This window comes from Salinispora mooreana (genome assembly GCF_000379065.1).
Lineage (GTDB): Bacteria > Actinomycetota > Actinomycetes > Mycobacteriales > Micromonosporaceae > Micromonospora > Micromonospora mooreana.
The window spans coordinates 4,693,076-4,715,285 of sequence record NZ_KB900614.1 but is presented as its reverse complement, the minus strand read 5'-3'; the positions used below and the strand labels follow the sequence as shown (position 1 = coordinate 4,715,285).

The following is a 22,210-nucleotide window of genomic DNA, read 5'->3' as shown; positions in this document are numbered from 1 at the left end:
CCGGGTGATTCAACCAGTGGGGTGCTGACCGTTCGCCCGGGCTCCAGCCGGAGCCGAAGTGGGCTCAGTGGCCAACCTTGCCGCTGCCCCGGGGTGCGAGCAGCAGGCCGCTGGTGGGTACGCCGGTGCCGGCGGTCACCAGCACCGGACCCGCCCCGGCAACCTGGTTGACCGAGCTTCCCCGGACCTGCCGCACCGCCTCCACAATGCCGTTCATCCCGTGGATGTAGGCCTCCCCGAGCTGCCCACCGTGCGGGTTGACCGGGAGCCGACCACCCAGCTCGATCGCGCCGTCGGCGATGAAGTGCCGTGCCTCGCCCGGCGGGCAGAACCCCAGCTCCTCCAACTGCATCAGCACGTATGGGGTGAAGTGGTCATACAGCACCGCGACCCGTACATCGTCGGGGACGAGACCGGACTGCTGCCAGAGCTGTCGCCCGACCACGCCGAGCTCCGGTAGCCCGGTCAGGTTGTCGCGGTAATAGCTGGTCATGATGTACTGATCCGCTCCGCTACCCTGCGCGGCAGCGGTAATCACCGCGGGGGTCTGCCGCAGATCGGCGGCCTGCTCGGCCCCGGCCACCACCACGGCGACCGCTCCATCGCTCTCCTGGCAGCAGTCCAGGAGCCGAAGCGGCTCGGCGATCCATCGGGACGCCTGGTGGTCGGCGAGGGTGATCGGTCGTTCGAAGAACCAGGCGCGCGGGTTGGTCGCGGCATGCCGGCGAGCAGCCACCGCCACCCGGCCGAAGTCCTCCCCGGTGGCCCCGAAGACGTGCTGGTAGCGCCGGGCGACCATAGCCACGGTAGCGGCCGGGGTGCCCAGCCCCATCGGGTAGTGCCAGGCGTTGTCGACACCGGAGCTGGTGGGTGCGCTCGAGATGGCCCGGGACACCCGGCCGAAACGGCGGCCGGAGCGTTCGTTGAGCGCGCGGTAGCACACCACGACCCGCGCTGTCCCGGCGCTGATGGCCAGGGCCGCCTGCTGCACCGTGGCACAGGCCGCGCCGCCGCCGTAGCCGACCTGGCTGAAGAAGCGTAGCTCCCCAACACCGACCTCCCGAGCCAGGGCGATCTCGGCGGTGCTGTCCATGGTGAAGGTCACCAGGCCGTCGACATCGGTCGGCGCCAGCCCGGCGTCGGCGAGTGCGGCGCGGACGGCCGCCACCGCCAGTTGAAGCTCGCTGCGGCCGGAGTCCTTGGAGAACTCCGTCTCGCCGACCCCGACGATCGCCACTCTTCCCGAGATCACGGAAGCCTCCCGACCTCAACCTGTCCGGTGACGTGATCGCCCCCGGCAACCCGTCCCACCACGGCCACCACACACCCGGTCGACGACACCTGCGTCACCTGACCGGTCAGGACGAGGGTGTCGTACGCGTAGCACGGCGCCCCGAGCCGGACAGCGACGCGGTGCACCATCGCCGTCGCTCCCGCCCAGTCGGTCACGTACCGCTGCACCAGTCCGGTCGTGGTCAGAATGTTGAGGAAGATGTCCTTCGAGCCCCGCCGAACGGCCTGGTCCCGATCGTGGTGCACATCCTGGAAGTCCCGGGTGGCGACAGCGGTGGTGATCACGAAGGTCGGGGTGACCGGGATCCGCAGTTCCGGCAGGACGACGCCGACCGCCACGATCATGGCAGCAGCCGCCATGCGGGCAGGGTCAGCTCGGCGTCCACCCGTACGAAGTCGACCCGGACCGCGGCTCCGATCCGCACCTGCGCCGGGTCCGCTCCGAGCACCTCGCCCACCATCCGTACCCCTTCGGTCAACTCCACCAACGCGACCACGATCGGCAACCGCCGCCCCGGCACCGGCGGGTGGCGGTGCACCACGAAGCTGAAGACCTCACCCGTACCGCGGGCGACCAGGTGGTCCTGGCGGTCGGCGCCGCACTGTCGGCAGACCGGCCCCGGCGGATGTCGTAGCCGACCACAACGGCCGCACCGCTGAATGCGCAGCTCGCCGGCGGCGGTGCCGGCCCAGAAGAAGGAGGTGTCCCGGGTGACGACCGGCCGCAGCACGTCGGACGCCGCCGCGGTCCGTTCGGATGCCGGGGTGGCCGCGACGGATCCCGGCGGCCGGAACCTGAGCACCCGAAAGGTCATCGACGCTACGGCCTCCGCACCGACGTACCAGGTGCTGTCGGTGGTGACAAACCAGCCCTCACCCAGCGCCGTTCGTTTTGGTCCGCTCACGTCTACCAGCCGGCTGCGCACCTCGACCCGTTCGCCGTCGCGCAGATACCGGTGGTACGTCTGCTCGCAGTTCGTCGCCACCACCGAGGTGAACCCGGCCTGATCGAGTACGGCGGACATGGCCGACAGGGGATCGGTGGGATCCGCGGCCGGGTGTAGGCCGCGCATCGTCCATACCTGCGTCATCGCTGGTGGCGCCAGACCGTCCTGCTCGTAGCGGGGATTGCGGTCGCCGATCGCCTCCAGCCAGTTCCGGATCATCGGTAGGTTGACCGGATCGCGCGCTGGTCGGGCCGGCCCCGCGCCAGCAGCCCGGATCCGCTCCGCGGCAGCGTTGACAGTGTCCTCCATAGGTTCCTCCCTTCTCCCGCGACGACTGGCCTGATCCGCAGTCAGCCGACGGTGGCCCGGGGCAGGCCGAGGACCCGTTCGGCCACCAGGGACAGCAGGATCTGGGTGGTTCCCCCGGCGATACTGAGGCATCGGGTGAGGAGGAAGTGGTGGATCGGCTCCACACTCGCACCGTCGGCCGCGGCACCGTCCGGACCGCAGAGCGTCAGCGCCGTCTCGGCCACCGCCTGTCGGTGGCTGACCCCAATCAACTTGGCCACCGCCGACTCCGGCCCACCTCGATCCTCGCCGAGCCGGCGTAGCGTGGCCCGGCACTCCACCAGGGAAACAGCGAGACCATCCGCGATGTGGCCACCAAGGCGTTCCCGCATCCCCGGCTCGCTGGCGGCTTCACCGGCACCAACCATCCGGACCAGTCGGTCCACGTCGGCACCGAACCCGGGGCCACGCCCCATGGCGACCCGCTCGTAGGAGAGCGTCGCCCGGGCCAGCCGCCAGCCCTGTCCTGGTTCGCCCACCACAGCCTCGTCAGGGACGAAGACGTCGTCCAGGAAGACCTCGTTGAAGACCGACCGTCCGGTGATCTCGCGCAGCGGGCGAATCTCGATGCCGGGGCTGCGCATGTCAACCAGGAAATAGGTCAGCCCGCGGTGCTTGCTCGCCGTGGGGTCGGTGCGGGCCAGGCAGATCGCCCAGTCCGCCTCGGCCGCCAGCGACGTCCAGACCTTCTGGCCGGACAACCGCCAACCGCCCGGCACCCGGTTCGCCCGGGTACGCAGCGAGGCCAGGTCCGAGCCGGCCTCCGGCTCGCTGAAGAGCTGACACCAGGTGATCTCGCCACGCAGGGACGGGCCGGCGAACCGATCCCGCTGGGCGGCACTGCCGTGGTGCAGAATCGTGGGGACGGCCCAGCCGCCGATCGCCAGGTCCGGGCGCACGACGCCGGCCCGGTCCAGCTCCTCGTCGATGAGGAGTTGCTGGGCGGGTGAGGCGTTGATGCCGTACGGTGCGGGCCAGTGTGGTGCGAGGTAGCCCACGGCCGCCAACCGGGTACGGCGCTCGGCGTCGGGAAGCTGCGCGATCGCCCGGAGCTGGGCTCGTACCGCCAACCGGTCCGCGGAGTCGGCGTCGATCCCGGCTCCGGACGAGGGCGGTGTTGCCGCTTCCGTTGCGGCCCGGAACTCGTCGCCGACCGCCCACACGTGCCGACGCGCCCCGGCCAACGTCAGCTCCGCGCAACGCTGCCGCCATCGGGCACCACCGCCGAGCAACTGCCGTAGGGCAAGTGCTCGACGCAGGTAGAGGTGGGCGTCGTGCTCCCAGGTGAACCCGATCCCCCCGAGCACCTGAATACAGTCTTTGGCGTTGTCCACCGCCGCGTCCAGAGCGATCGCGGCAGCGGTGGCGGCGGCCAGGGGAAGCTCCTCCGGCGCCTGGTCGTAGGCGCGGGCTGCGTCCCAGGCCACCGCGTTGGCCCGCTCCGCCCGGCAGAGCATCCCGGCGCAGAGGTGACCGACCGCCTGGAACGACCCGATCGCCTGATCGAACTGGCGCCGTACCTTGGCATGCTCGGTGGCGGTGTGCAGGCACCACGAGGCCACCGCCGCCGCCTCCACCGCGGCCAGCAACGCCGCGCAGTCGCGGAGTCGGTCCGGCCCGGGTGCGGGCAGGAGCTGATCGGGCTTGACGAGCACTCCCGCCAACCGCACGTCGGCCAGGGGCCGGGAGAAGTCAACCGGTGTACGTGCGGTGAGGTGCACCCCCGCGTGCTCCGAGTCGAGCACGAACGACAACGTTTCGGTTTCGGTGCCAGCGGTCAACATCAGGTGGGTGGTGCTCCCGGCCCCGAGCACAGCGTTGACCTGCCCGGTCACCCGGTAGGCTCCCCCGGCGACCGGCACGGCCGTCAACGCACCTGGAGTGAGCGCCACCCCGACCGAGACCTTGCCGGCCGCGAGGTCCGGCAACAGGCTCTTCGCGGCAGGCGCCGGCCCGGTAGACGCGAGTGTCAGTGCCGCGAGCAGGGTGGGCATGACCGGGCCGGGGACCAGGGCGACGGTGAGCTGTTCCAGCACGGCGGCCAGCTCGCCGCCGCGGCCACCGTCACCACCGAGCTGCTCCGGCACCGCCAGGGCGAAGCAGCCAAGGCCGGCGAGGCCGGCCCAGTGCCGATCGGCCGCCGCGGACGGCCCGTTCTCCAGCGCGCGTACGGTGGCCAGGACGTTGGCCTCGGCAGCCCACCGCCGGATCGCGTCCTGGAACGCCAACTGGTCGGTGGTCATCGCGATCGGCATCGACCCTCCCCACTCCGAATATCTCACGTCAGTAGAACATGTTCTATCAGCTACCGCCAGCCGCCCTGAGCGCACCGCATCCCGCCCGTTGCTAGACTTGGGATGGCACGACCGCTGCCAGTTCGACCAAGATCACGGAAGGCAGGATGGTGGCGTCGAGAACACATACCAGAGGCCCGGGCGCGGGCAGCCTCACCGACACCGAGCAGGGGTCGGCGGCGCAGCGTGAGCGCCGACGGCGCATCCTGGACGCCACCCTCGTCCTGGCCTCCAGGGGTGGATACGACGCGGTGCAGATGCGCGCCGTCGCCGAACACGCCAACGTCGCCCTCGGCACGCTCTACCGCTACTTCCCCTCCAAAATCCACCTCTTGGTTTCCGCCCTGGCCAGAGAGTTCGAGCGGACGCAGGACCGGCTCCGTCGCACCGCCATTCCGGGTGAGACGGCACACGAGCGGACCGCATTCGTCCTCGGCCGGGTCACCCGCGCCATGCAGCGCGACCCCATGCTCACCGAAGCGATGACCCGGGCGTTCATGTTCGCCGACCCGACCGCCGCCGCCGAGGTCAACGCCGTCGCCCGACTCATGGAAGACATGTTCATCCTGGCCATGCGCGACGGCAAGCCGTCGGCGGACGACCGGGCCAAGGCCCGCGTCATCGGTGACGTCTGGCTCTCCAGCCTGGTCGCCTGGGTCACCCGGCGTGCCTCCGCCAACGACGTGCACGAGCACCTCGAGCTCGCCGCCCGCCTGCTGCTGCGCTGACGGAAACGTGGCCGGCGGCGAACGCCTGGATCCGTCGCCAGGGCGGCGAAGCCTGGGCTCGCCACCACCGGGCTGCGACTGACACCGGCCCCCGGTCCACGAGGCAACCGGGGGCCGATTCCCCACAATCGATAGATACTCACCTTAGGTGGTGGCGCAGTCACTCAGCTTGTCCTACGGTGCTGGGGGCGAGGGTCGGCGGCGCACCAAGGGCTCCATGCGGGCCACATCCCGGCTGGGTCAACGACGTGGGAGGGAACTACCCGAATGAGGCGATCGTTGCCCACGGCGGCGACCGCGTTGTTCTCGTCCACGACGCCACCGTTGACGGGGCGCCGGGCGGGCTGAGCTCTCCGCTGGTGGGCCTGCCGCGTCGGATCCGCTTGCCGGAAGCCGGTCTGGCGTTGCCGATGCAGGGTATCCGCCGGGAAGGACAGGAGAGCACCCACGATGACGTACCAGCACGACCGGGACCTGCATCTCACCCACAGCCCGGAGCGGGGCTACTGGCACTTCATGCTCTACATCGAACCACCGGCCTACACCGGCGGCGCCATCAACGCCGGCCAACAGCTCGATACCTACGCCAGCCGATACGCGGCCGAATGGCGGGACCGACTCACGCCCTGCGCCCCGGACGCCCTGCACGTCACCCTCGTCACCCCGGACGAGGCACCCCAGCTCTGGCACCCCTGCGTCTACGACGATCCCGACTCCCCCTCCGCGGTCGCGGGCGACGGCTGCGTGTGCTGGCGAGCCTTCCGTGATCCGCTCACCTGGCTGCCCGTCGCCGTGCACCACTATCGGACGGTCACCGGCAACCACGAGCACTGGGAGCACCACACCTACGCGCCCCTCGCACTTCCCGACGGCGAGCAACTGACCGCCCTCATCATCGACCGTGAGGCCGACATGGTCTGGGCCCGCACCGACCGCGGCACCCTGCACATCCTGCCCGAGAAGCAGACCGCCGGTTACAGCACCGGCTACCCGGGAAGTGGGCCCGCCGAACTCGCCAGGATGATCGAGAAGATCGTTGCCTCCGACGGCTACGACGTGACCCCGGGAACGCCACACCAACAACCAGCCGAGACAGTCTTCCGCTGGGCCAGCAGCCACGCTGCCGCCTACACGCAGGAGCTCACCCTCCAGCAGCTCATGCTCCTCTGCCGCACCGGCGTCGTGGCATAGCCAGCACTCTGAGAGGGCTACCTCCGCAGCGCACAGCGGCTCCGCGGCAGCAGATCAGTCGTACTCGACGGAGGGATTGCCGGCGTCCCAGTGCGTTGCCGCGCCGAAGAGCCGCCAGGACTGGTCCGGTCGTGGCGCGACGAACACCCCGGTCGCCTCAACCAAGAGGTCGTCGGGGTGGGCAGCGGTCGCGATGACGCCGTGGGCGGTGGTCTTCCGGCCGTTCACGGCGGTGACCCGGGCGGTCAGGTGCAGCGGAGTGCGCAACGGGATGGGTGCGCGATACCGGGTGTCGAGCCGGACGGTCATCCCCGCGTTGCCGGTGGCACTCGCCACGTAGCCGAGTAACTGGTCCAACAGTTGGGCACTGACTCCACCATGGGCGTACCGGGGCGGCCCCTCGAAGGCGGGCCCAAGCGTGCACGCGCCGACCGCGACCCCGTCAACCAGCTCGATGCGCAATGGTGGGGCCAGGGCACTGCCGACGCCGGTAACCGGGTTGTACATCCGGACTCCACCCAACAGGTCGTCGGCGCTCGGTATCCGCGTCACCTCCCGCTCGTGCGTGGCCAACGGACGAGTCGCTCGGCGCAGGTCGGCGGTGACCTGACGGAGTTGGTCAGCCGGCACCTCCGTGGTGACCGCCCGCTCCACCAGGTCGCGTAAGGCATCTCCCAACTCCGCGATGGCCTCCCGCCGGTCCAGCAGGGAGGGGCTGGCGTCCCGCTGCTCCCGCATGGGGTGGTGGCTACGCCAACGCTCGTGGTTCGACCTACTCATCGTCACCATCGTGCACCTCGTTCTCGACCGGTTAACGGCCATCATGACACCGATCCGGTGCCGACCCGATCGCGCCCGCCTCGCTGTCGGCGATCCGGACCGGGCAGCACCGCGACCGGGTAGACACGATCAAGATCAATATTTCAATCGAAGTTTGTGCATGTCATACCTCCCGGCGCCGATCTAAATACAGTAACGTGTTCCACCATCTGTTTCCGCTGGGCTGGGGGTCCGATGACGACCGTGGTCGAGTACGACGTAGTGGTGGTGGGTGCCGGCGCGGCCGGCATGGTGGGTGCGCTCACCGCGGCGAAACGCGGCCTGCAGACCGTTGTGGTGGAGAAAGCCGATGTCTACGGCGGCTCTACCGCCCGCTCTGGAGCCGGAATCTGGATACCCAACAACGAGGTGCTCCTCGATGCCGGAGTGCCGGACACTCCCGCCAAGGCCACCGAATACTTGGACGCGGTCGTCGGGGACGAGGTCCCCGCCACCCGCCTGCGGGCCTACCTGTCGGCCGGGCCGGCCATGATCTCCTTCCTGTTGGAGCACACCCCGCTGAGGTTCGCCTGGATGGAGGGCTACTCGGACTACTATCCCGAGTTGCCCGGCGGCCTACCCAACGGTCGGTCAATCGAGCCGCAGCCGCTCGACGCCAATCTCCTCGGCGCCGAGTACGCCGCACTGAACTCGCCCTATATGGCCACTCCGCCCGGCACCGTGGTAATGGACGTCGACTACAAGTGGCTGGCTCTCATTGCCCGCCACCCCCGCGGACTGACGACGGCCACGGAGATTGTCCAGCGCTACCTGGCGGCATGGCTCAAGGGAGAAAAGCCGATCACCATGGGCCAGGCGCTCGCGGGCGGGCTGCGAGCCGGCCTGCTCGCCGCCGACGTACCGGTCTGGCTGAACACCCCCCTGACCGAGCTGGTCGTCAGCGAGGGGCGAGTCACCGGGGTACGGGTTGTCCGGGACGGAGAAGAGGTACTCCTCACCGCCCGGCGCGGAGTCATCGTGGGGTCCGGCGGCTTCGAGCACAACGAGACGATGCGCAAGCAGTACCAGGAAGCTCCCACCGGCACTGACTGGACGGTCGGCGCGGCGTCGAACACCGGGGACGGAATCCGGGCCTGCGCCGAGATCGGCGCCGCTCTGGACCTCATGGACAGCGCCTGGTGGGGGCCAATGATCCCGTTGCCTACCGGCCCCTACTTCTGTCTCTCCGAACGCACGCTGCCGGGCAACATCTTCGTCAACCCGGCCGGGGAACGGTTCGTCAACGAGGCCGCCCCGTACGGTGACGTGGTACGCACGATGTACGCGCAGGACGCCTTCCCGGCCTGGATGATCACGGATCAGCGGTACCGCAACCGCTACCTGTTCCGCGACATCCCACCACTGCTGCCCTATCCGAGCGAGTGGTATGACTCCGGTGTCCTGGTCCGGGACTGGACCATCCAGGGCCTGGCCGGCAAGATCGGCGTCCCCCCGGCGGCCCTGAAGGCCACCGTCAAACGCTTCAACACGTTCGCGGCGGCGGGTCGCGACACGGACTTTCATCGAGGCGAGAGCAGCTACGACCACTACTACGCCGATCCGACGAACAAACCGAACGCATGCCTGGCCTCGCTGGTGCTGCCGCCGTTCTACGCGATGCGGATCGTCCCCGGCGATCTCGGCACCAACGGCGGCGTCCGAACCGACGAGCGGGGCCGGGCGCTGCGGGATGACGGCTCGGTCATTCCCGGTCTCTACGCCGCGGGCAACGCGAGCGCGGCCGTCATGGGGAAGGGCTACGCCGGAGCAGGGTCGACGCTCGGTCCGGCAATGACCTTCGGATACCTGGCCGCGTTGGACATCGCCGAGTCGTCCCACGACTGACAGCCAATCGCGGGCCCACCAGCACCCCCTACGCTGGCCTTCGACAGTCACCGCCTCGCCCGGGTAGCCCATGCGGCCAATACCGGGCGAGCGGGTGACCGCAGGCGGAGCAACCGATGGAGGTCGAGGAATCGATGCGCGCTGTCTGGATTACCAAGGCGGGTGGGCCCGAGGTCCTAGCGGTACGGGAAACCCCCGATCCGCAACCGGGTCGCGGTGAGGTGCGCATCGCGGTCCGCGCCTGCGGGTTGAACTTCGCCGAGGTCATGGCCCGGCAAGGGCTGTACCCGGACGCTCCGAAGCCGCCGTCCGTGGTGGGCTACGAGGTCGCCGGGGTCGTGGATGCCGTTGACGCCGAGGCCACCGGCCTCGAGGTGGGGCAGCGGGTGCTGGCCCTGGTGCGTTTCGGCGGCCACGCCGACACCGTTTGCGTGCCCGCCGCGCGGGTGCTGCCGATGCCCGATGACCTCGACTTCATCGAGGGAGCCGCAATACCGGTCAACTACCTGACCGCCTACCACATGCTCTTTCGGGTAGCGAACCTTCGCCCCGAGGCCCGCGTCCTGGTGCACATGGCCGCGGGTGGGGTCGGCACCGCGGTGCTGCAGCTGTGTCGCACCGTACCGGGAGTCGTCACCTTCGGTACCGCCTCGGCGGCCAAACACGCCGTACTCCGCGAGGAGGGCTGCACCCATCCCATCGACTACCGCACCGAGGACTACGTCGCGCGGGTACGGGAGCTCACCGGCGGCGAAGGTCTCGACCTGGTGCTGGACTCGCTGGGCGGTCGCGACTGGAAGCGCGGGATGAGCCTGCTCCGGCCGGTGGGGCAGCTCATCGCGTACGGCTTCGCCAACCTGTCCACCGGGGAACGGCGCAGCATTCGCCGGCTCGTCGGCCAGCTCACCGGCGTACCGCTGCTGACGCCGTACGGGATGATGGACCGCAACCACACGGTCAGTGGCGTCAATCTGGGGCACCTGTGGGAGCGCACCGACCTGCTGCACGAGGAGCTGACGGCGCTGCTGGACCTATGGCGCGAGGGTGCGATCAAGCCCCGGATCGATCAGGTCTTTCCGTTCGAGGAGGCCGCCGCGGCGCACCGCCGGATCGGCGAGCGTCGCAACATCGGCAAGGTGGTCCTCGTCCCCTGACGAATCCCCACCAAGTCCAGCGACAACGCGATTGTCGACGGCCGCTGCGGCTGGAGCCGCGGCGGCCGTTCTTGTTGCGGCACCGGTGTCGCGCCGATGCTATACTACCAAGCAAGCGCTTGGCAGGAGGCCTGATGGGGCGACTGGACGGCAAGGTGGCACTCATCACCGGCGGCGCACGCGGCATGGGCAAAGCGCACGCCCGGCAGTTCGTGGCCGAGGGCGCCCGGGTGGTCATCGGCGACATCCTCGACGACCGCGGCACGGCCGTCGCCGACGGCCTCGGCGATGATCACTGCCGCTACGTGCACCACGACGTCACCAGCGAGCAGGAGTGGGTTGCCGCGGTCGCCACCGCGCTGGCGGCGTTCGACCGACTCGACGTGCTGGTCAACAACGCCGGCGTCTTCCGGCACGCAGCAATCACCACGATGGATCCGGCCGAGTTCCGCCACGTGATCGACGTCAACCTCACCGGCTGTTGGCTCGGCATCCACACCGTGGCTCCCGCAATCAGAAGGGGCGGCGGCGGATCGATCGTGAACGTGTCGTCGATCGAGGGTTTCGTCGGCGCGGCCGGCCTCTCGGCCTACAGCGCCAGCAAGTTCGGGATCCGCGGCATCACCAGGTCCGCGGCCCAGGAGCTCGGGCCGGCCGGCATCCGGGTCAACTCGGTTCATCCCGGCGGCGTGCTGACCTCAATGGCGCTGGCCGCCGCCACCACCATGCCCGCCGTCGGCGCGGACGCATTCCTCACCTCGCTGCCGATCGCCCGTCTCGCCGAGCCGGTGGAGATCTCCCGGCTGGTGGCGTTCCTCGCCTCGGACGAGTCGTCGTACACCACGGGGGCAGAGTTCGTGGCCGACGGCGGGCTCCTGTCCGGGCCAGGGTACTGAGATGACCCTGCTGGAACGAGGGACGGCCGTGACCGGCGCGAGTAGCGGCCCGGAGAGTGAGGACTCGTGAACCAACGCGCGACGGTGGCGATGCCACCCGCAGACGTCGAAGAGCACCTGGCGCAGAGCCGGAAGCTCCAGCTCGCGACCCTCAATCGGGACGGCACGCCACACCTGGTCAGCATGTTCTACGCGATGCACGACGGACGCATCGCGTTCTGGACCTATCGCGCTTCCCAGAAGGCCCGAAACCTGGCCCGTGACCCGCGGGTGACCTGTCTGGTGGAGGAGGGCGACGGCTACTTCGAGCTGCGCGGCGTTCAGGTTACCGGCGAGGTCACCCGGATCGGCGATCTGGCGGAGGTGACCGCTGTCGGCCGCCTGATCGCGGCGCGGATGCCCAGCCCTCTGGCGGTGGGCGACCTGCCACCCGGCGAGGTGGCCACGGCGCTCGACGGCTACGTCGCACACGCGGCGCCCAAACGCACGGCCTATCTGGTGGAGCCGCGGCGGGTGGTCAGCTGGGACCACCGCCGGCTGGGGACCTGAGCCGTTCGGCGCGCCGCCCGAAGCGGGGCCGTGGTCCGACGGCGAGGTCCGGAGCGCCGTGACGAAGCTACCTCTGGGCCGGTGGAGGCATCTGCGCCCGCAGATCCGCAAGATAGCCCGGCCACTCGCCACCGCCGTGCACTGCCACCGCCGCCCCGGTCACATAGGAGGCCAGTGGAGAGGCCAACAACAGACATACTCCGGCGACCTCGGCCGGCGTCGCGGGTCGCCCCAGGGGCACGGTGCGCGCCACCGCTGCCGGATCCAGCTGGAGGCCCGCATCACCGGCCACCGGGCCAGGGACGATGCTGTTCACCCGCACCGCCGGCGCCCACTCGGCGGCCAGACTCGTCGCCAGATTGTGCAGACCGGCCTTGGCCGCGCCATATGCCGCGGAGCCGGGCGACGGGCGTGTGCCGCTGACACTCCCCACCATGAGGATGACGCCGCCACCGGGCTGTTGTTGCATGATCGTGTTGGCTGCCTGGGAAACATGTAACGGGGCAACGAGGTTGAGCTCAATAATCTTGGCGTGTAGTCGGGGCGAGGCGCTGGCGGCCGCCGCCGGCGGCGCACCACCTGCGTTGTTCACCAGCACGTCGAGGCGGCCGAACCGGTCGACCGCCGCCGCCACCAACGCGGCGGCCTGTCCGGGATCACGGACATCAGCCGGAACGAAGTCGGGCACCACCGAGGACGGTTGGGACCGGCCGCAGACCAGCACCCGAGCGCCCGCCGCGAGGAACGCAGCGGCGATCGCGGCACCGACGCCTCGCGTCCCCCCGGTGACGACTACCGCACGACCGGTGAAATCGAGGGCCTCCATCGGCCGATGTTAACCCGCAAACAATCGATTGGTCGATCCAGGATGCGCAACTCGACCACGCCACCTCAGGCCTTTCCGCAAGAGAGTAGAACACGTTACAGTCTATAGATGAAATTCAGCCTCGGTATCGCGCTCAGCCCGCTCGACCAGCTCGTCGACCTGACGCACACGGCTGAGGAGTGTGGGTTCTCGGCCATCGCCCTCCCCGACTCCCTCTTCTACTCCGAAGAGGTCAGCGCTCGGTATCCGTACACGCCGGACGGCAGCCGGTTCTGGGACGCGGAGACGCCCTGGGCCGACCCGCTGGTGACCGCCGCCGCACTCGGCACCGTCACCACCCGGATCCGGTTCCACACCCAGGTGCTCAAACTCGGTCCCCGCAACCCGGTCCTGTTGGCGCGGCAGGTCGGGTCGGTGGCGAACCTGACCGGTAACCGGTTCGGGCTCGGCGTCGGGCTGGGCTGGTCGCCGGAGGAGTCACTCTGGTGCGACGCGCCGTTCGCCGCCCGGGGCGCCCGGGGCGACGAGGCGATTGAGGTGCTACGGCTGATCCTGGGCGGTGGCATGGTGGAGCACCACGGCAAGCACTTCGATTTCGGCCGGCTACAGATGAGCCCAGCCCCGACCGAGCAGATCCCGATCTACGTGGGCGGTCACAGCAACGCGGCGTTGCGCCGTGCGGCCCGGCTGGGCGACGGCTGGTCCTCCGCCATGATGCGCTTCGACGACCTGTGCGCGACGATCGACCAGCTTGCCCGGCTACGCCGCGAGTACGACCGGGCCGACCAGCCGTTCGAGATCCAGGCGGTCTGCGTCGACCGATTCGGCCTGGCGGGCTTCCAGCAACAGGCCGATGCCGGCGTGACCGACGCGATCGTGATGCCCTGGCGCTTCTACGGCGTCGGCTTCGACGGCGAACTCACGGCCAAGCGCGACGGCATCCGCCGCTTCGCCGACGAGGTCATCAGCAGGATCCGCTAGGCGAAGACAGCATCCACCGCAGCCGGGGTCAGTCCAAAATCGGCCAGGTGATAGCGGTGCCCGGGACGCTGTCGCTGCTGGTGCAGCGAGCTCATCGCGGAGCGCGCGGCAGCGGTCAACCGGACCCCCAACCGGTCGTAGATCGCCTCAACCACCCGGATCGGGTCGGCCACGAAGTCGTCGTAGTACACGTCGATGAAGTGCGCCGGGTCGTGTCGCTCGCGATCGGCCATGAACCGCCGCAGCCCCCGTGACCAGAGCTGAGCCTGCGCCCCACCGAGCACCTCCCCACGGAACACCTCCGACCAGCCCGCGCACGCCTGCGCGGTGAGGCTGCAGACCGAGGCGACCACCTCCCGCGGCGCGCGATGAGTCTGGATCACCACGGCGTCGGGGTAGACGGCGAGCAGCGCGTCGAGGGCGAACAGGTGGCTCGGATTCTTCAACACCCAGCGACGATCTCGATCGTGCAGGCCGATGAGCTGGAGGTTACGCCGGTGCCGCCGATAGGCGGCGGTCCAGTCCTGCGCACTCAACCACCGCGAGTAGCTCGGCAGGTAGGCCAGGCACTCGAAGGAGACCGACATCATGGACTGACGCAGCAACCGCCAGCACTCCTCCACCTGGTCGGCCGCGGTGTAGTGCGCACCCCGCAGGCCCGGGTTGGTCTCGTGGTACTGCTCGTAGCCGGCCTGCAAGCCGGCGTAGACAGGATGTGACTCCCAGGTGTGGCGCGGCGGGCGGGGTTGGGGGACCTCGGTCAGCCACAGCTCGAGCCCCTGGTGCACGGGGTCGGCGGTGAGCAACCGATGCAGGGCGGTGGTTCCGGTTCGGGGCAGGCCGGTCACGAAGACCGGACGGGTGACCGGGACCTCGGCGTACTCCGGGAACTGCCGCCAGGCAGCCTCGCTGAGGAGCCGGGACACCAGTGCCGCACGGAGAAACGCTCGGGAGACCTTGCTACCGGTGGGGGTGAGGGCCGCCTCGTTCCGGTACGCGGCGAGCAGCTCGCCCATCCCCTCGCGGTAGTCGTCGTCACCGAAGTCGTCGAGCCCGGTGAGCCGGGTCGCCGAGGCGTGCAGGTCCTCGATCGTGCCGACGTCCGTACGGGTGCTGCGCATGCTCGCTCCCGGGGTTCAGTGATGGAACTCGCCACAGTTGACATCGAGGCACTGGCCGGTGATGCCCCGAGCCAGGCTGGAGCCGAGGAACAGCACGGCGTCGGCGACCTCGTCCGGCACCGGTAGCCGGCGCAGGTCGGTCGTGGCGGCAACCTCGTCGTAGATCTGCTGGGGTGGCACGCCCCGCTGGCTCGCCTGGTAGTCGAACCAGAGCCGCAGGCTGTCGGCCCAGATCCAGCCGGGTGCCACCGAGTTGACCCGCACGCCCTTCGGCCCGAGCTCACTGGCCAGATTCTGGGCGGCCGCGAGGAGCGCGGCCTTGGCCAGCTTGTATGGGCCGAACGGCCGCCGGGAGTGCCGCAGCACCGCAGAGTTGACCATGACCACGGAGCCGCCGGACTCCACCAACGCGGGCGTCAGCAGCCGAGTCACCCGCAGCGCCGCCAGCACGTTGACCTCGAAACCCGATCGCAGGTCGGCCAGTTCGACCTTTCCGAGACCACGCATCGGCGGCATCTCGAAGGCGTTACTGACCAACACGTCAACGCGGCCGAACTCGGCGAGGGCGGCCCGCACGAGGGCGGCGCTCGACTCCCCGTCGGTGAGGTCGGTGGGTACCGCCAGGGCCCGCTGACCCACTGCCCGCACCGTGCCGGCCACCTCGGTGAGGAAGGACTCGGTGCGGGCGGCGAGCACCACGTCGGCGCCGGCCTGAGCGGCCCGCACCGCGATGGCCTGACCCAGCCCGGGGCCGACCCCGGCCACCACAACGATCTTCTCCGCGAGCAGCACGGCTCAGCCCAGCATCCGGGCCGCGGTCGCGGCCTGTCGGGCGGCGATGCGTTCCTGCCACTCCGCCCGCCCGATCCGCTCGTAGTACGGCACCTGCTTGGGCAGGTCATCCACCGCGAGCACCTCCACCCGCGGCCCGTCCGCGGCGGTCAACGCGTGCGAGAGCCGCTGCCAACGCAGCTGCACGTAGCCGCGATCGTGGCCGGTGCACTCCAGCCAGTTCGCCACCCCCGGGTCACGTTCGCTGATCACGTACCGGATCATGCCGTCCGGATCGATCCGGGCCTGGGGCACGGTGAGGCTCGTCTGGTGGTTGCTGTAGTCCAGCGAGATGTACCACATGCTGCCCAGCTGGATGCCCTGGTAGGGCGCGTCGGAGACCGGCACGGTGAGCACCATGGCCTGGTCCTCGGCGAGCTGGTAGTGGCCCACCGAGGAGTATTGGGTCGCCAGCCCGCCGGGGGTGAGCCGGGGCGGGGTCAGGGTGTTCACCGGCAGGTTCAGGTAGAACCGCTCGGCGAACGCGAGGAAGGTGTGGATCCGACCGGTGAGGATCTTGCCCGCCACGGCGTAGCGTTTGGCCAGCGTCTCCTCCGTCAGCGGCGGCGGAGCCACGCCGACGGTGTCAGTGCGGTGGATGCGCAGCGTCCCGGGGCGTTCGGCCGCCCAGTCGCTGAACACCTCGCGCACCACGAGCATGGCCGAGCCGGGGGCGAGCGGGAATGCGTTCGGGCCGGAGAGCCCCGGCCCGAACCGAATCTCAAAGGTGCCGTCCGCACCGATTTCGATCTCGCGGTCGTCGAAGGCGGTGAGGCTGCCCGGGACGTTGACCGGAGAGTAGGAGCCGTCGAGGATCTGAAAGCTCAGGTCGGCGGTGCTGCCCCGACGGCCGGTCACCACATACTCCGCGTCGTCGCGCAGCCACGCGTGAAAGTAGAGGGTGTCCGGATTGTCGAGGCCCATCTTCGTGTACGGGCCGGTGGAGCGGACGAAGTAGGGGAATTCACGGTCGTGGGCCCAGGCCAGCTGAATCGAGCTCCGCACGCCGCCAGCCAGGTAGTCGTAGCCCTCGACCAGATCCTGTTGGCCGCGGACGTGGGCCGCCTCGGCGACGACGCGCTCGGCTTCCGCAATGGCGTTGACAAATGGCTGAGTAAGCACGAAACGATAATAGAACGTGTTCTATTTTTCCGTCAACGTGGCCGCCTGATCAGGGCGCTTTTCGGCGCCGCTTGATCCAGTTTCCCCGGCCCCTGGCTGCCCCTGGCACAACGTCCCGAGGCGGGCCAGTCGTTCCTCCGCCTCGGCGACCAGGTCCGCCAGCACGTCGGCGGCGGGTCGCACCTCATTGATCCGACCCACGATCTGCCCTACCGGCATCGGAACGACAGTCGGGTCGTCGGAATCCATCAGACGGGCGTGCGCCGGCGCCACCAGCAGGTTCTGCAGCGGCATCGGCAGCGGCCGGGGTGCCCCCTCCTCGCTCCACGCCTCGGTCCACCGGTTGCGCAGCAGCCGGGCCGGCTTGCCCGTGTAGATCCGGCTACGGACCGTATCGGCCGACCCGGCCCTCAGCAGCGCCGCCCGCAACGCGGAGCTGCTCTGGTATTCGGCGGTGCCGAGCCAGACCGAGCCCATCCAGACGCCACCCGCGCCGAGCGCGAGCGCCGCCGCGATCTGGCGGCCACTACCGATGCCCCCCGCGGCCAACACCGGCACCTGCGCGCCGACCGCGTCCACGACCTCCGGCACCAGCACCATGCTGGCGATCTCACCGGTGTGGCCGCCGGCCTCGTATCCCTGGGCGACCACCAGATCGACCCCGCTCGCCACGTGCCCGCGGGCGTGGTCGGCCCGGCCGGCCAACGCGGCCACCAGCACGTCCCGCGCATGCGCCTGGGCGATCACGTCGGGCGGCGGCGGACCGAGAGCATTGGCGATCAGTCGGACCGGGTGCCGCAACGCCACCTCGACGTGGCTACGGGCCACGGAGTGCAGCCAACCGAGCACGCCGGGCTGGTGCGAGCCGTTGCCGCCGAGCGGCGGCACACCGAGGCGCAGCAGGGTTCGCTCCACGAAGTCGCGATGCCCCGCCGGAATCAGCCGGTCGAGATCGGCCGGGGCGCCCTCGGCCGGCTCGGTGCGGGGCATCACCACGTCCACGCCGTACGGCCGCCCCTCGGTCCGCTCGTCAAGCCAGGTGAGGACCGCGTCGAGCTCGTCCGGGTCGTTGAATCGCACACAGCCCAACACGCCCAGGCCACCGGCCCGGCTGATCGCCGCAACCACGTGCTCAGAGGGGCTGAAGCCGACGATCGGGTGCGCGATGCCGAGCCGATCACACAACTCAGTCCGCATGGCTCGCCTCCTCGGCTGGATGGTGTTCCGCGTGCCGTTGCGCCCACCGGTAGTCAGCCTTACCGCTGATCGTGCGGGAGATCTCGTCCACCAGCCAGATCGACCGCGGCACCTTGTAGCCGGCGATCTGCTCCCGCAGGTGCGTGCGAACCGCCGCCAGGTCGAGTGTGCTGCCGGGCCGGGGCTGGATCAGCGCCGCGACCCGCTGCCCGAGCCGCTCGTCGGGCACCCCGACGACCAGTGCGTCGAAGATGTCGGGGTGCGTCTTCAGCGCCCCCTCGACCTCCTCCGGGAAGACCTTCTCGCCGCCGGTGTTCACACAGGTGCTACCCCGACCGAGCAACGTGATGGTGCCGTCGAGCTCAGCTCGGGCGAGGTCACCGGGGAGCGCGTACCGCACACCGTCCACCTCGATCAACAGGGCGGCGGTCTTGACCGGGTCCTTGTAGTAACCGAGCGGAAGGAAGTCACTCTTCGCCAGCCGGCCCTCCCCGCCCGGCGGCACCGGCCGCCCGTCCGGGCCGAGCACCACCGTGCTCGGCCCGGGCGTGACCCGTGGGTCCTGCACCGCGCCGCCGGGCACCTCGGCGACCACGCCCAGCCCGATGAAGCCGGTCTCCGACGCCCCGATCGCGTCGGTGACCAGCACGTCGGGCAACTGTTCCAGGTACTGCCGCTTGACCCCCGGGGAGAAGAGTGCACCACTGGACGAGACCGCGGCCAGCGATGAGCTGTCGTAGCTACCGGCGACGTATGCCTCGATGACCGGACGGGCCATCGCGTCGCCGATCAACACCATCACGTTCACCTGGCGCCGCTCGACCGTCCGCCAGGCCTCCTCCGGGTCGAAGTGCGACAGCAGCACCACGGTGTCACCGGCGAAGAGCGCGGCGAGCACGGCCCACTGCGCGTTGCCGTGGATCAGTGGCGCCAGACACAGGCGGACCGTCGGGGCTGCGCCGGCGCCCCGGGCGGACTGGGCCCACTCGTCCTCGAGCGGAATGCCGGTCATGAAGTCGACGCCACCGCCGAGGGCACGCCACACGTCCTCGTGCCGCCAGAGCACACCCTTCGGATAGCCGGTGGTGCCACCGGTGTACAGCAGGTAGATGTCGTCCGCCGAGCGCTCACCGAAATCCCGAGCCGGGTCGCCGGCGGCGAGCGTGTCCGCGTACGGCACGCCGCCGTATCCACCGATCTCCTCCGCCGAGCCGTCGGGCAGGGCCACCACGGTGTGCGGACCGGCGGCGCTGGCCAGCACGGTAGCGACCCGGGGCGCGAAGCGACGGTCGTGGATCAACGCCGACAACTCGGCGTCGGCGAAGAGGAAGCGTAGCTCGTTCTCGACGTACCGGTAGTTGATGTTGACGACCGCGGCGCGCAGCTTGTAGACGGCGATCATGGCCACCACGGCCTCGATCGAGTTACCAGCGTAGAGGCCGACATGGTCACCGGGGCGCACGCCGCGGTCACGGAGGAAGTGGGCCAGCCGGTTGGCGCGCTCCTCCAGCTCCGGGTAGCTGATCGCCTGCTCGCCGAGGAACACGGCGGGCCGGTCACCGAAGGCGTCAACCGCATGCTCGAACAGGTCTGCGATATTTGCCACCATCACTTAAAAGTAGAACCTGTTATCGTTGTTGACAAGCCTTGGAAATCGTCGAAGGAGGCGCCCGTGGAATCGGCAGCCGACCAGCCACACGCACTCGTGGAGCAACGTGGACACATCCTGATCGTGACGATGAACCGGCCACGGGTCCGCAACGCGCTCTCCCCCGAGATGCTCGCGCTCATGCGGGACGCATGGGACCGCGCGGACAACGATCCGGAGATCCGGGCCTGCGTGCTCACCGGGGCCGGGGGCGCCTTCTGCGCCGGCGCCGACCTCCGTGCGATGACCCAGTCCCACCCCGGTGACCGGTTCAACGGCGCTGACCTCTCCCGGATCGACGCGTTGCTCAAGGGACGGCGGCTGACCAAACCGCTCATCGCCGCGGTGGAGGGGCCGGCGGTGGCGGGCGGCACCGAGATCCTCCAGGCAACCGATCTCCGCGTGGCCGGGGCGAGCGCCCGCTTCGCGGTCTCCGAGGCGTGCTGGGGCCTCTTCCCGCTCGGCGGCTCCGCCGTCCGGCTGGTCCGACAGATCCCGTACGCCGTCGCGGCGGAGATGCTGCTCACCGGACGTCAGCTGGGTGCAGACGAGGCCCGGGACGTGGGCCTGATCGGTCACGTCGTGCCGGACGGGCAGGCCCTGGACAAGGCCCTCGAGCTGGCCGGGATGATCGCCGCGAACGGCCCGCTGGCGGTGCAGGCGATCCTGCGCACGATGCGGGAGACCGAGGGCCTGGCCGAGAACGAGGCGTTCGCCCTGGAGGCCCCGATCGGGACAGCGGTGTTCCGCACCACCGACGCCAAGGAGGGCCCACGCGCCTTCGTCGAGAAGCGCACCCCCCAGTTCGAGGGGCGGTAGCCAGGTCAGATCGAGCGGTGCTGCGCGGCCCAGTACGGGTCGCGCAGCAGTCGCTTGTAGAGCTTGCCGTTCGGGTCGCGGGGCAACTCCTCGACGTAGTCCACGCTTCGGGGCAGTTTGAAGCGGGCCAGCCGGCCGGTCAGAAACTCCAGCAGCTCACCGGTCAGCTCCGAGCCAGCCGTCACCCCCAGCTCCGGCTGCACCACGGCCTTGATCTCCTCACCCCACTCGTCGTGCGGGATGCCGAAGACCGCGACATCCGCCACCGCCGGATGAGCGGCGAGCTCCCCCTCGATCTCGGCCGGATAGACGTTCACCCCGCCGGTAATGATCATGTCGCTCTTTCGGTCACACAGATAGAGGTAACCATCGTCGTCGAGATAGCCGATGTCGCCGACGGTGAACATACGGCCACGCCAGGACTGCCGGGTCTTCTCGGCGTCGCCGAGGTATTCGAAGGTCGTGTCACCCATCTGCAGATACACCGTCCCGGGCTCGCCCACTGGCGCGTCGTTGCCGTCCGGGTCGAGCACCCGCACCTGCGAGCCCGGCCAGGCCTGCCCGACCGAACCGGGCCGGGTCAGCCAGTCCTGGGCGGTGATCAGGGTGCCGCCGCCCTCACTGGCGGCGTAGTACTCCACCACCACCGGCCCCCACCAGTCGAGCATCCGACGCTTGACCTCGTGCGGACACGGCGCGGCGCCGTGGATCATCACCCGCATCGACGACAGGTCGTACGCCGTCCGAACCTTCTCCGGCAGGGCGAGCAGGCGACGGAACTGGGTCGGCACCATGTGGCTGTGGGTGACCCGGTGCCGTTCGATGAGCCGCAGCATCTCGTGCGGGTCCCACCGGTCCATCAGCACCACCGGATGGCCGAGCTGCAGCGAGATGACCGCGAAGTTCATCACCGCGGTGTGGTAGAGCGGCGAGCAGCACAGGTGCACGTGGGAGTCGAAGGGTTCGAGGCCGAACAGCCCGAAGAACCAGAGCGACACCGGCGGAACGGTGTCCGGGTCGGCGCCGGTCAGCGGACGGCGTACGCCCTTGGGCCGCCCGGACGTTCCGGAGGTGTAGACCATCAACGCACCGAGTGTGCGCGGCGCGGGGCGAGCGGAGCTGCCGGCACCGAGGTCGGCGAGCGGACGGAACCCGGGAACCCCACCGGCCGCGGCGAAACATCCGTCGGCCGGGATGCCGGCCTCGACGGCGGCAGCCGCGGCGACCTCGGCGAATCGACTGTGCGCGAGGAAGGCTTGGGCGCCGCTGTCGCGCAGAATGTAGGCGATCTCGGCGGCGGTCAGGTGCCCGTTCAGTGGCACCGAGTACAGCCCCGTCTCCAGGGCCGCGAACTCGGCGGCGAGCAGGTCGGCGCTGTTGGGCAGCAGCATCGCCACGGTGTCCCCGGGTGCCAGCCCGAGCGCCTGGAGGCCGCGCCCGATTCGGTTGGCCTCGGCGGCCAACTCGCCATACGTGACGCCCCGGCCATCCGGGTCAACGACGGCGATCCCATCCGGATCCTGACTCGCGATGTTCCACAGCCCGATGCCAGTCATAAACCAGACTCTATAACGTGTTCCACTTCCTGAACAGCAGACTGG

Annotated in this window: 20 protein-coding genes; 8 read left to right on the top strand and 12 right to left on the bottom strand. The window is 69.8% G+C overall.

Annotation, left to right across the window (positions count from 1 at the left end; all coding sequences use genetic code 11):
• Window positions 1-64 precede the first annotated feature (64 nt).
• The 4 genes from SALPAC6_RS0122590 to SALPAC6_RS0122575 are packed head-to-tail and all read right to left on the bottom strand — an operon-like array spanning window position 65 to window position 4,843.
• Entirely contained in the window at window positions 65-1,252 is a 1,188-nt protein-coding gene (locus SALPAC6_RS0122590; RefSeq protein WP_026189983.1) for a lipid-transfer protein, read from the bottom strand.
• Entirely contained in the window at window positions 1,249-1,638 is a 390-nt protein-coding gene (locus tag SALPAC6_RS0122585) for a hotdog family protein (protein WP_026189982.1), read from the bottom strand. Before SALPAC6_RS0122585 ends, SALPAC6_RS0122590 begins: the two co-directional genes overlap by 4 nt.
• Window positions 1,635-2,549, bottom strand: a complete 915-nt coding sequence (locus SALPAC6_RS0122580; RefSeq protein ID WP_018255585.1) for a bifunctional MaoC family dehydratase N-terminal/OB-fold nucleic acid binding domain-containing protein — start codon at window positions 2,547-2,549, stop codon at window positions 1,635-1,637. The genes SALPAC6_RS0122585 and SALPAC6_RS0122580 overlap by 4 nt, the downstream gene beginning before the upstream one ends.
• A 41-nt stretch (window positions 2,550-2,590) precedes the next feature.
• On the bottom strand, window positions 2,591-4,843 hold the full coding sequence (locus tag SALPAC6_RS0122575; RefSeq protein WP_018255584.1) for an acyl-CoA dehydrogenase: 2,253 nt from the start codon (window positions 4,841-4,843) through the stop codon (window positions 2,591-2,593).
• 146 nt (window positions 4,844-4,989) lie between these two features.
• Here SALPAC6_RS0122575 and kstR point away from each other — a divergent pair, with 146 nt between their 5' ends.
• Together kstR and SALPAC6_RS0122565 are read left to right on the top strand one after the other, a co-directional pair.
• A complete protein-coding gene (gene kstR / locus SALPAC6_RS0122570) occupies window positions 4,990-5,610 on the top strand; it encodes a cholesterol catabolism transcriptional regulator KstR (RefSeq protein ID WP_018255583.1) in 621 nt (206 codons plus the stop codon).
• 450 nt (window positions 5,611-6,060) lie between these two features.
• The gene (locus SALPAC6_RS0122565) at window positions 6,061-6,801 is read left to right on the top strand and encodes a hypothetical protein (protein ID WP_018255582.1); all 741 of its coding nucleotides are present in this window, start codon (window positions 6,061-6,063) and stop codon (window positions 6,799-6,801) included.
• A 54-nt stretch (window positions 6,802-6,855) separates the two neighbouring features.
• Here the strand turns inward: SALPAC6_RS0122565 and SALPAC6_RS0122560 are convergent, their stop codons facing one another.
• Window positions 6,856-7,539 (bottom strand): PaaI family thioesterase, encoded by a 684-nt coding sequence (locus SALPAC6_RS0122560; protein ID WP_018255581.1) that lies wholly within the window; start codon window positions 7,537-7,539, stop codon window positions 6,856-6,858.
• A 276-nt stretch (window positions 7,540-7,815) separates the two neighbouring features.
• Between SALPAC6_RS0122560 and kstD the strand changes: the two genes are divergently transcribed.
• The 4 genes from kstD (at window position 7,816) to SALPAC6_RS0122540 (ending at window position 12,064) form a co-directional block, all read left to right on the top strand.
• Window positions 7,816-9,465, top strand: coding sequence for a 3-oxosteroid 1-dehydrogenase (kstD, locus tag SALPAC6_RS0122555; protein WP_018255580.1), 1,650 nt, complete (start codon window positions 7,816-7,818; stop codon window positions 9,463-9,465).
• Window positions 9,466-9,599: 134 nt separating this feature from the next.
• Window positions 9,600-10,619, top strand: coding sequence for a synaptic vesicle VAT-1 family membrane protein (locus tag SALPAC6_RS0122550; protein WP_026189980.1), 1,020 nt, complete (start codon window positions 9,600-9,602; stop codon window positions 10,617-10,619).
• A 134-nt stretch (window positions 10,620-10,753) separates the two neighbouring features.
• Entirely contained in the window at window positions 10,754-11,515 is a 762-nt protein-coding gene (locus SALPAC6_RS0122545; RefSeq protein ID WP_018255578.1) for a glucose 1-dehydrogenase, read from the top strand.
• Window positions 11,516-11,581: 66 nt separating this feature from the next.
• On the top strand, window positions 11,582-12,064 hold the full coding sequence (locus SALPAC6_RS0122540) for a pyridoxamine 5'-phosphate oxidase family protein (RefSeq protein WP_018255577.1): 483 nt from the start codon (window positions 11,582-11,584) through the stop codon (window positions 12,062-12,064).
• Between the two features lie 67 nt (window positions 12,065-12,131).
• Here the strand turns inward: SALPAC6_RS0122540 and SALPAC6_RS0122535 are convergent, their stop codons facing one another.
• Window positions 12,132-12,890 carry an SDR family oxidoreductase gene (locus SALPAC6_RS0122535; RefSeq protein ID WP_018255576.1) on the bottom strand — a complete coding sequence of 253 codons (759 nt, stop codon included), beginning with the start codon at window positions 12,888-12,890 and terminating at the stop codon, window positions 12,132-12,134.
• 108 nt (window positions 12,891-12,998) lie between these two features.
• Between SALPAC6_RS0122535 and SALPAC6_RS0122530 the strand changes: the two genes are divergently transcribed.
• Window positions 12,999-13,871, top strand: a complete 873-nt coding sequence (locus tag SALPAC6_RS0122530) for a TIGR03619 family F420-dependent LLM class oxidoreductase (RefSeq protein ID WP_018255575.1) — start codon at window positions 12,999-13,001, stop codon at window positions 13,869-13,871.
• On the opposite strand, the gene SALPAC6_RS0122525 is transcribed toward SALPAC6_RS0122530, so the two are convergent.
• From SALPAC6_RS0122525 to SALPAC6_RS0122505, 5 genes are read right to left on the bottom strand one after another with little or no spacing between them, the layout of a single operon-like run.
• Entirely contained in the window at window positions 13,868-14,992 is a 1,125-nt protein-coding gene (locus tag SALPAC6_RS0122525; protein ID WP_018255574.1) for a sulfotransferase family protein, read from the bottom strand. The two genes, SALPAC6_RS0122530 and SALPAC6_RS0122525, sit on opposite strands and share 4 nt — an antisense overlap.
• 15 nt (window positions 14,993-15,007) lie before the next feature.
• Window positions 15,008-15,784 carry an SDR family oxidoreductase gene (locus SALPAC6_RS0122520; protein WP_018255573.1) on the bottom strand — a complete coding sequence of 259 codons (777 nt, stop codon included), beginning with the start codon at window positions 15,782-15,784 and terminating at the stop codon, window positions 15,008-15,010.
• Between the two features lie 3 nt (window positions 15,785-15,787).
• Window positions 15,788-16,945, bottom strand: a complete 1,158-nt coding sequence (locus tag SALPAC6_RS0122515) for a hypothetical protein (protein WP_018255572.1) — start codon at window positions 16,943-16,945, stop codon at window positions 15,788-15,790.
• Window positions 16,946-16,966: 21 nt separating this feature from the next.
• Window positions 16,967-18,142, bottom strand: coding sequence for an NAD(P)H-dependent flavin oxidoreductase (locus SALPAC6_RS0122510; RefSeq protein ID WP_018255571.1), 1,176 nt, complete (start codon window positions 18,140-18,142; stop codon window positions 16,967-16,969).
• A complete protein-coding gene (locus SALPAC6_RS0122505) occupies window positions 18,132-19,751 on the bottom strand; it encodes an acyl-CoA synthetase (protein ID WP_018255570.1) in 1,620 nt (539 codons plus the stop codon). Before SALPAC6_RS0122505 ends, SALPAC6_RS0122510 begins: the two co-directional genes overlap by 11 nt.
• 63 nt (window positions 19,752-19,814) lie before the next feature.
• Here SALPAC6_RS0122505 and SALPAC6_RS0122500 point away from each other — a divergent pair, with 63 nt between their 5' ends.
• Window positions 19,815-20,609, top strand: a complete 795-nt coding sequence (locus SALPAC6_RS0122500) for a crotonase/enoyl-CoA hydratase family protein (protein ID WP_018255569.1) — start codon at window positions 19,815-19,817, stop codon at window positions 20,607-20,609.
• A 5-nt stretch (window positions 20,610-20,614) separates the two neighbouring features.
• Here the strand turns inward: SALPAC6_RS0122500 and SALPAC6_RS0122495 are convergent, their stop codons facing one another.
• Window positions 20,615-22,165: an acyl-CoA synthetase gene (locus tag SALPAC6_RS0122495; RefSeq protein WP_018255568.1), complete on the bottom strand. Its 1,551-nt coding sequence runs from the start codon at window positions 22,163-22,165 to the stop codon at window positions 20,615-20,617.
• Between the last annotated feature and the right edge of the window lie 45 nt (window positions 22,166-22,210).

Excerpts from the sequence above, each read along its gene's own strand:
- SALPAC6_RS0122585 (WP_026189982.1), bottom strand. The coding sequence starts at position 1,638 with ATGATCGTGGCGGTCGGCGTCGTCCTGCCGGAACTGCGGATCCCGGTC.
- SALPAC6_RS0122560 (WP_018255581.1), bottom strand. The coding sequence starts at position 7,539 with ATGCGGGAGCAGCGGGACGCCAGCCCCTCCCTGCTGGACCGGCGGGAG.
- SALPAC6_RS0122545 (WP_018255578.1), top strand. The coding sequence starts at position 10,754 with ATGGGGCGACTGGACGGCAAGGTGGCACTCATCACCGGCGGCGCACGC.
- SALPAC6_RS0122565 (WP_018255582.1), top strand. The coding sequence starts at position 6,061 with ATGACGTACCAGCACGACCGGGACCTGCATCTCACCCACAGCCCGGAG.
- SALPAC6_RS0122580 (WP_018255585.1), bottom strand. The coding sequence starts at position 2,549 with ATGGAGGACACTGTCAACGCTGCCGCGGAGCGGATCCGGGCTGCTGGC.
- SALPAC6_RS0122575 (WP_018255584.1), bottom strand. The coding sequence starts at position 4,843 with ATGCCGATCGCGATGACCACCGACCAGTTGGCGTTCCAGGACGCGATC.
- SALPAC6_RS0122510 (WP_018255571.1), bottom strand. The coding sequence starts at position 18,142 with ATGCGGACTGAGTTGTGTGATCGGCTCGGCATCGCGCACCCGATCGTC.
- SALPAC6_RS0122505 (WP_018255570.1), bottom strand. The coding sequence starts at position 19,751 with ATGGTGGCAAATATCGCAGACCTGTTCGAGCATGCGGTTGACGCCTTC.
- kstR (WP_018255583.1), top strand. The coding sequence starts at position 4,990 with ATGGTGGCGTCGAGAACACATACCAGAGGCCCGGGCGCGGGCAGCCTC.
- SALPAC6_RS0122550 (WP_026189980.1), top strand. The coding sequence starts at position 9,600 with ATGCGCGCTGTCTGGATTACCAAGGCGGGTGGGCCCGAGGTCCTAGCG.
- SALPAC6_RS0122495 (WP_018255568.1), bottom strand. The coding sequence starts at position 22,165 with ATGACTGGCATCGGGCTGTGGAACATCGCGAGTCAGGATCCGGATGGG.
- SALPAC6_RS0122530 (WP_018255575.1), top strand. The coding sequence starts at position 12,999 with ATGAAATTCAGCCTCGGTATCGCGCTCAGCCCGCTCGACCAGCTCGTC.
- SALPAC6_RS0122525 (WP_018255574.1), bottom strand. The coding sequence starts at position 14,992 with ATGCGCAGCACCCGTACGGACGTCGGCACGATCGAGGACCTGCACGCC.
- SALPAC6_RS0122535 (WP_018255576.1), bottom strand. The coding sequence starts at position 12,890 with ATGGAGGCCCTCGATTTCACCGGTCGTGCGGTAGTCGTCACCGGGGGG.
- kstD (WP_018255580.1), top strand. The coding sequence starts at position 7,816 with ATGACGACCGTGGTCGAGTACGACGTAGTGGTGGTGGGTGCCGGCGCG.